This window comes from Cellulomonas sp. NPDC057328 (assembly GCF_042667215.1).
Classification (GTDB): domain Bacteria; phylum Actinomycetota; class Actinomycetes; order Actinomycetales; family Cellulomonadaceae; genus Cellulomonas.
On sequence record NZ_JBHUZW010000166.1, the window covers coordinates 1 to 6,551 of the forward strand.

Consider the following 6,551-nt stretch of genomic DNA (forward strand, 5'->3'; position numbering starts at 1 on the left):
GGTCCTCGACGTGGTCGAGGACGACGCCGGCGGCCGGCGCGTGCGCAGGGCGAGCGGCGACCGCAGCCACCCGTCCAACGGCGGGCGGCTGTGCACCAAGGGCGCGACGAGCGCCGACATGCTCGCCGCGGGCGGCCGGCTGTCGTCCGCGCTGGTGCGCACCGAGCGGGGGGCCGAACCGGCGCCGGTGCCGCTCGACGACGCGATCGCCACCGTCGCCCGCCGGCTGCGCGAGGTGGTCGACACGCGCGGCCCGGACGCGGTCGCGCTGTACGTGTCGGGGCAGATGAGCATCGAGGCGCAGTACCTCGCGAACAAGCTCGCCAAGGGGTACCTGCGCACCAACCGGATCGAGTCGAACTCGCGCCTGTGCATGGCCAGCGCCGGCACCGGCTACAAGCTCTCGCTCGGCGCGGACGGGCCGCCGGGGTCGTACGAGGACCTCGACCACGCCGACGTGTTCCTCGTCATCGGCGCGAACATGGCCGACTGCCACCCGATCCTGTTCCTGCGGCTGCTCGACCGCGTCAAGGCGGGCGCGAAGCTCATCGTCGTCGACCCGCGCCGCACCGCGACGGCCGAGAAGGCGGACCTGTTCCTCCAGGTGCGTCCCGGGTCCGACCTCGCGCTGCTCAACGGCCTGCTGCACCTGCTCGTCGAGGCGGGCGCGGTCGACGACGCGTTCGTCGCCGAGCACACCGAGGGCTGGGACGCGATGCCCGCGTTCCTCGCCGACTACCCGCCCGACGTCGTCGAGACGCTCACGGGCGTGCCCGCCGCCGACCTGCGCGCCGCCGCCGCGCTCATCGCCGGCGCCGGGAGCTGGGTCTCGTGCTGGACCATGGGCCTGAACCAGTCGACGCACGGCACGTGGAGCACGAACGCGCTGGTCAACCTGCACCTGGCCACGGGCGCGATCTGCCGGCGGGGGAGCGGGCCGTTCTCGCTGACGGGGCAGCCCAACGCCATGGGTGGGCGCGAGATGGGGTACATGGGGCCCGGCCTGCCGGGGCAGCGCTCGGTCCTCGACCCCGCCGACCGCGCGTTCGTCGAGGACCTGTGGGACCTGCCGCCGGGCACGCTGCACACCGACGGCGTGGGCACCGGCACGATCGACATGTTCCGGCGGATGGCCGACGGCGAGATCGCGGCGTGCTGGGTGATCTGCACGAACCCCGTCGCGTCCGTCGCCAACCGGCGCACGGTCATCGAGGGTCTCGAGCGCGCGGAGCTCGTGATCACGCAGGACGTGTTCGCCGACACGGAGACGAACGCCTACGCCGACGTCGTCCTGCCCGCCGCGCTGTGGTCCGAGGCCGACGGCGTCATGGTGAACAGCGAGCGCACCATGACGCTCGCGCGCCGCGCGCTCGACCCGCCCGGCGACGCGCTGCCCGACTGGCAGCTGATCGCGCGCGTGGCGACCGCCATGGGCTTCGACGGCTTCGCGTACGCGAGTGCGGAGGAGGTCTTCGAGGAGATCCGCCGCAGCACGAACCCGCGGACCGGCTACGACCTGCGCGGCGTCAGCCACGAGCGCCTGCGCCACGGCCCCGTGCAGTGGCCGGCCGCGCCGGACGGGCCCGCCCGCAACCCCGTGCGGTACCGCAACGACGGCGTGCACCAGCCGCTGCACGTGCGCCCCGACGGCACCCGCCCCCGGCTCGTGTTCCCCACGCCGAGCGGGCGCGCCGTGTTCCACGCCCGCCCGCACCTCGACCCCGCCGAGATGCCGGACGACGACTACCCGTTCGTCCTGACGACCGGCCGCGTGCAGCACCAGTGGCACACCCTCACGAAGACCGGCAAGGTGCCCGCGCTCAACCGCCTGAACCCCGGCCCGTTCGTCGAGGTGCACCCCGACGACGCCGCGCGGCTCGGCCTGGTCGCCGGTGCGTCCGCCGAGGTCGCGTCGCGGCGCGGGCGCGCCGTGCTGCCCGTCGTCGTCACCGACCGGGTGCGCCCCGGCACCCTGTTCGCGCCGTTCCACTGGAACGACCTGTTCGGGGAGTACCTGTCCGTCAACGCCGTGACGAACGACGCCGTCGACCCCTTGTCGTTCCAGCCCGAGCTCAAGGCGTGCGCCGTGACCCTCACACTCGTGGCCGCGCCGGAGGCGGACGCGGCTGCTCCCGCGGCCGACGTCGCCGCCCCCGACCCGGCCGGAACGGCCGACGACCGGACGGACGACGACCGGACGCACGACGCCGCCGGGGCGACCACCGCACCGACCCTCGACGGGCCCGCCACCATGCAGGCGCTGGCTGCCGCCCTCGGCCTCGAGGACGTCGGCCCGCCGACCCTCGGCCCCGACGAGCAGCGCTACCTCGCGGGCTTCCTCGCCGGCCTCGGGCGGGGCACCCCCGGCACCCCGGTGCTGCCGCCCACCGCACCCCTCGACGGCCCCGCCGCCCTGTGGGTCGACGGCGTCCTCGCCGGCATGTTCTCCCGCGCGCCCGGAGGGGCGCGCCCGCCGGCCGCCGCCGCCGCGCCGGCGCGCGAGCTCGTCGTGCTGTGGGCGTCGCAGACGGGCACCGCCGAGGACCTCGCCACGCAGGTCGCTGCCCGCGTCGCGGCCGCGACCGGACGCACCCCCCGCGTCGTCGCCATGGACGACGCCCTCGACCGGCTCCCGCGCCGCGCCGACGTCGTCCTCGTCACCAGCACGACCGGCGACGGCGACGCACCCGACAACGGCAGCGCCCTCTGGGAGCTGCTCGCCGACCCCGCGGCGCCGTCCTTCGACGGCGCCCGCTACGCCGTGCTCGCGCTCGGCGACCCGGCCTACGACCAGTTCTGCGGCCACGGGCGCCGGCTCGACGGGCGCCTCGCCGAGCTCGGCGGCCGGCGCCTGGTCGAGCGGCTCGACCGTGAGCCCGGGGACGACGACGCGGTCGCCGGCTGGCTCGACGCGCTGGTCGCGGCGCTCGCGGACGACGGGCGCACGGCCCCCGACGGGACCGCGGCCTCCGCCGTCCCCGCGCCGGCCGCGGCCGATGCGACCGGACCCGTGCCCTCCGGTGCACCGCAGGGGCGTGCACCGGCCTGCACGGACACCGTCGGCGTCCCGGGGCCGGTCGCACCGGCGCACGCGACCCGCACGCAGCCGGGTCGCGCGCGGCTCGTGGCGAACCGCCGCCTGGGCGCGCCGGGGTCCGGCAAGGAGGTGCGCGAGCTCGTCCTCGACACGAGCGGCAGCCCGCTGCCCGTCCCGTACCGCGCGGGTGACGCGCTCGGCGTGCGGCCGGTCAACGCGCCCGGCCTCGTCGCGGAGTGGCTCGCGGTCACCGGGCTGGACGCGGGCGCGGACGTCGTCGTCGACGGCGCACCGCTCCCGCTGGCGGACGCCCTGCGCACCGAGCTCGACGTCACCCGCCCGTCCACGGCGCTGCTGCGGTTCCTCGCCGACCGCACGGGCGACGCGGACCTGCGGCGCCTGCTGCGCCCCGACAACCGGAACGACCTCGCGAAGTGGCTGTGGGGCCGCCAGACCGTGGACGTCGTCGCGGAGCTGGGTGCGCGCGCCGGCGCCCAGGAGTGGGTCGACGTGCTGAAGCGGCTGCAGCCGCGGCAGTACTCCATCGCGTCGAGCCCGCTCGTCGACCCGCACCGGGTGCGCCTGACGGTGTCGGTCGTGCGGTACGCCGGCCCGGGCGGCGCCGCCCGCACCGGGGTGTGCTCGGCGTACCTCGCCGACGCGCCGGACGGCGCGGAGGTCGCCGTGCACGTGCAGCCCTCGGCCCACTTCCACCTGCCCGATGACGGCGCCGCACCGGTGGTCATGATCGGCCCCGGCACGGGCGTCGCGCCGTTCGTCGGCTTCCTCGCCGAACGACGGGCGCGCGGCGACCGCGGCGCGAGCTGGCTCTTCTTCGGCGAGCAGCACGCCGCCACCGACTTCTGGTACCGCGAGGAGCTCGACGCGCTGCGCGCGGACGGCGTCCTCACGCGGCTCGACACCGCGTTCTCGCGCGACCAGCGCGCGAAGGTCTACGTGCAGGACCGGATGCGCGAGCAGGGGCCGCAGCTGTGGTCCTGGCTCGAGCGCGGCGCCCACGTGTACGTGTGCGGCGACGCCTCCCGCATGGCCAAGGACGTGGACGCCGCGCTGCGGGAGGTCGTCGTGCGGCACGGCGGCCTGACCCCCGACGACGCCGCCGCCTACGTCAAGCGCCTCGCCGAGCAGCGCCGCTACGCGCGCGACGTGTACTGACGTGGGAACTGCAGGACGGTCGTCGTGTAACCGGCGTGTGAGCGGAATGTTTCGGCGCGAGCCGCGCCTTTCCATCGCCACGAAGAGATTCCATCCGGTCACCCAGGAGGGTGTTCACCGCGGGTTCGTGCCGATAGGGTCAGAATGTCCCGCTCGGCAGGTGAAAGACAAAAGGGGGAATGGCCGTGATGCGCATGACCACGACAGGAGAGACCGCCACGTCGACGACCGGGACGGCGACCGGACGACTGCGGTCGCGCGTGCGCCGTCGCCTGGCCCAGGCCATGGTGGCAATGGTGCTCGCCACGGGGATCGGCGTCGTCGCCGCCCCACCCGCCTCCGCCGCTCCGAACCTGACGCCGCCCCAGTGCAACGGGCTGGTCCAGAAGCGGTTCGACTGGGGCTGGGTGCTGTGGACGGGGTGGCGGGCGAAGAGCTACAGCGGGCGGATCTACTACGAGTACACGGTGACCCACTACCCGATCCTCGGTGAGGGCGGTGACGTGAGCTACGGGTCCTGCTGGGCGTGACCGCACCGGCCTCCCGGTCCGCCCGTCGGCCGGGGGCGTCGATGACGTGACGCGAGCGTCCACCGGGGGTGGTGCGGGAGAGAATTCCGCACCACCCCGGCGGCAGGGAATGAATGCGATCTCTCGCGCTTCCGAGAAATGCAGAGCCGCGCCTCGGCGTGGGGTGGTCGATACCGTTGAGCACATGGTCCGACGTCGTTCTCGCGCCTGAGTCGCGCGTGTCCGCGAGAAATGACGTTCGTCGTCGCCGGTCGGCTGCCCGCTCAGGCGACCGTGACGTCGACGCGGTGGTACCCGGTGGCGCCGTCGGGCACGACACCCTGCGGCACCCCCGTCTGCGGGCCGTCGGGGTCGGACGCCCGCACGTGCAGCCGGTGGGCGCCGGCCGTGGCGCCGGGCCACGTCCAGCGCCACTGGCGCCACGTGTCGACGCCGCCGTCGCCGGCGAGCTCGGCGTTCTCCCACGGGCCGTCGTCGACGCGGACCTGCACGCCCGTGATGCCGCGGTGCTGCGCCCACGCGGTCCCCGCGACCACCACGTCCCCGGCCGGGACGGTGCTGCCGCTGCGCGGGACGTCGATGCGGGACTGCGTCTTCACAGGTCCGCGCGCCGACCAGCCGCGCCGGGTCCAGTACGCCTCGGCGCGGTCGAAGCGTGTGACCTCGAGCTCGGTCACCCACTTGGTCGCCGACACGTACCCGTAGAGGCCCGGCACGACGAGCCGCACGGGGAACCCGTGCTCGGGCGGCAGGGGAGCGCCGTCCATCGCGACCGCGAGCAGCGCGGCACGGTCGTCGGTGAGGGCCTCGATCGGCGTCGACGCGGTGAAGCCGTCGACGCTGCGCGACAGCACCATGTCGGCGTCGGCGGTGGGACGGGCGCGGGCGAGCACCTCGCGGACGGGCAGCCCGAGCCAGCGCTGGTTGCCCACGAGGGCGCCGCCGACGGGGTTGGAGACGCACGCGAGGGTCACCCAGGCCTCGACGAGGTCGGACGCGAGGAGCTCGTCCCACGTCAGCTCGACCTCCTGCTCGACGAGGCCGTGCACGCGCAGCCGCCACGTCGACGGGTCCACCTGCGGCACGACCAGCGCGGTGTCGATCCGGTAGAACGTCGCCGGCGGGGTCGCCCACGGTTCCGCGCCGTCGACGTCGACCTGCACGTCGGCCGGGGGAGCCGGCGCCGGGCGCGCGGGCGCGGGCAGCCGCACCGCCTCGCGCACGGCCTGGACGCCGCGACCGGCCGCGCCGGCCGCCCGCCCGACGGCGAGGGCGACCACGCCCGCCGCGGTGGCGAGGGACGCCGCGAGCAGGAAGCCGCGCCGCGTGGCGGCCGGACCGGCCGGCAACGGGCTCGGGGCCGCCGTGGGCGGCGGCACGCGACGCAGGAGGGCGCGCAGGACGAGGAGCCCGGCCAGGGCACCCGCGACGCTCGGCACGGGGGCGAGCAGCCCGGCGTCGGGGCGTGTCGTCGCCGCGACGCCGGCGAGGCCCCCGAGCGCCACCACGAGCACCGCCCCCGACGACCACCGCCGCCGCGCGAGCACGCCCGCGAGCGCCGCCAGGAGGGCGAGCACCACGGCCTGCCCGACCGCCAGCGCGACCTTGTCGGCCGTGCCGAAGGCGGTGACCGCCCAGTCCTTGAGCCACGCCGGCGTGAGGTCGACGAACGCCGCCCCGACGGCGACGAGCGGGTCCGACGACGCGCCGGTGACGGCGGCCACGAGCGCGCCGACCCCGACGGTGACGGCGCCCGCGGCGACGCCGGCCGCGGCGGCCGCGAGCGTCGCCCGCCGCTCCGCACCGGG

General features: G+C 76.1%; 3 protein-coding genes. 2 read left to right on the forward strand and 1 reads right to left on the reverse strand.

Annotated elements, in window-relative coordinates:
* Together ACFUMH_RS18170 and ACFUMH_RS18175 are read left to right on the forward strand one after the other, a co-directional pair.
* Positions 1-4,213 (forward strand): molybdopterin-dependent oxidoreductase (locus tag ACFUMH_RS18170; protein ID WP_378208845.1); only part of this gene is annotated, 4,213 nt, incomplete at its 5' end.
* Between the two features lie 194 nt (positions 4,214-4,407).
* A complete protein-coding gene (locus ACFUMH_RS18175; protein WP_378208848.1) occupies positions 4,408-4,743 on the forward strand; it encodes a hypothetical protein in 336 nt (111 codons plus the stop codon).
* 263 nt (positions 4,744-5,006) lie between these two features.
* Here the strand turns inward: ACFUMH_RS18175 and ACFUMH_RS18180 are convergent.
* Positions 5,007-6,551: molybdopterin-dependent oxidoreductase (locus ACFUMH_RS18180; RefSeq protein WP_378208850.1), on the reverse strand; the 1,545-nt coding region annotated here is incomplete at its 5' end.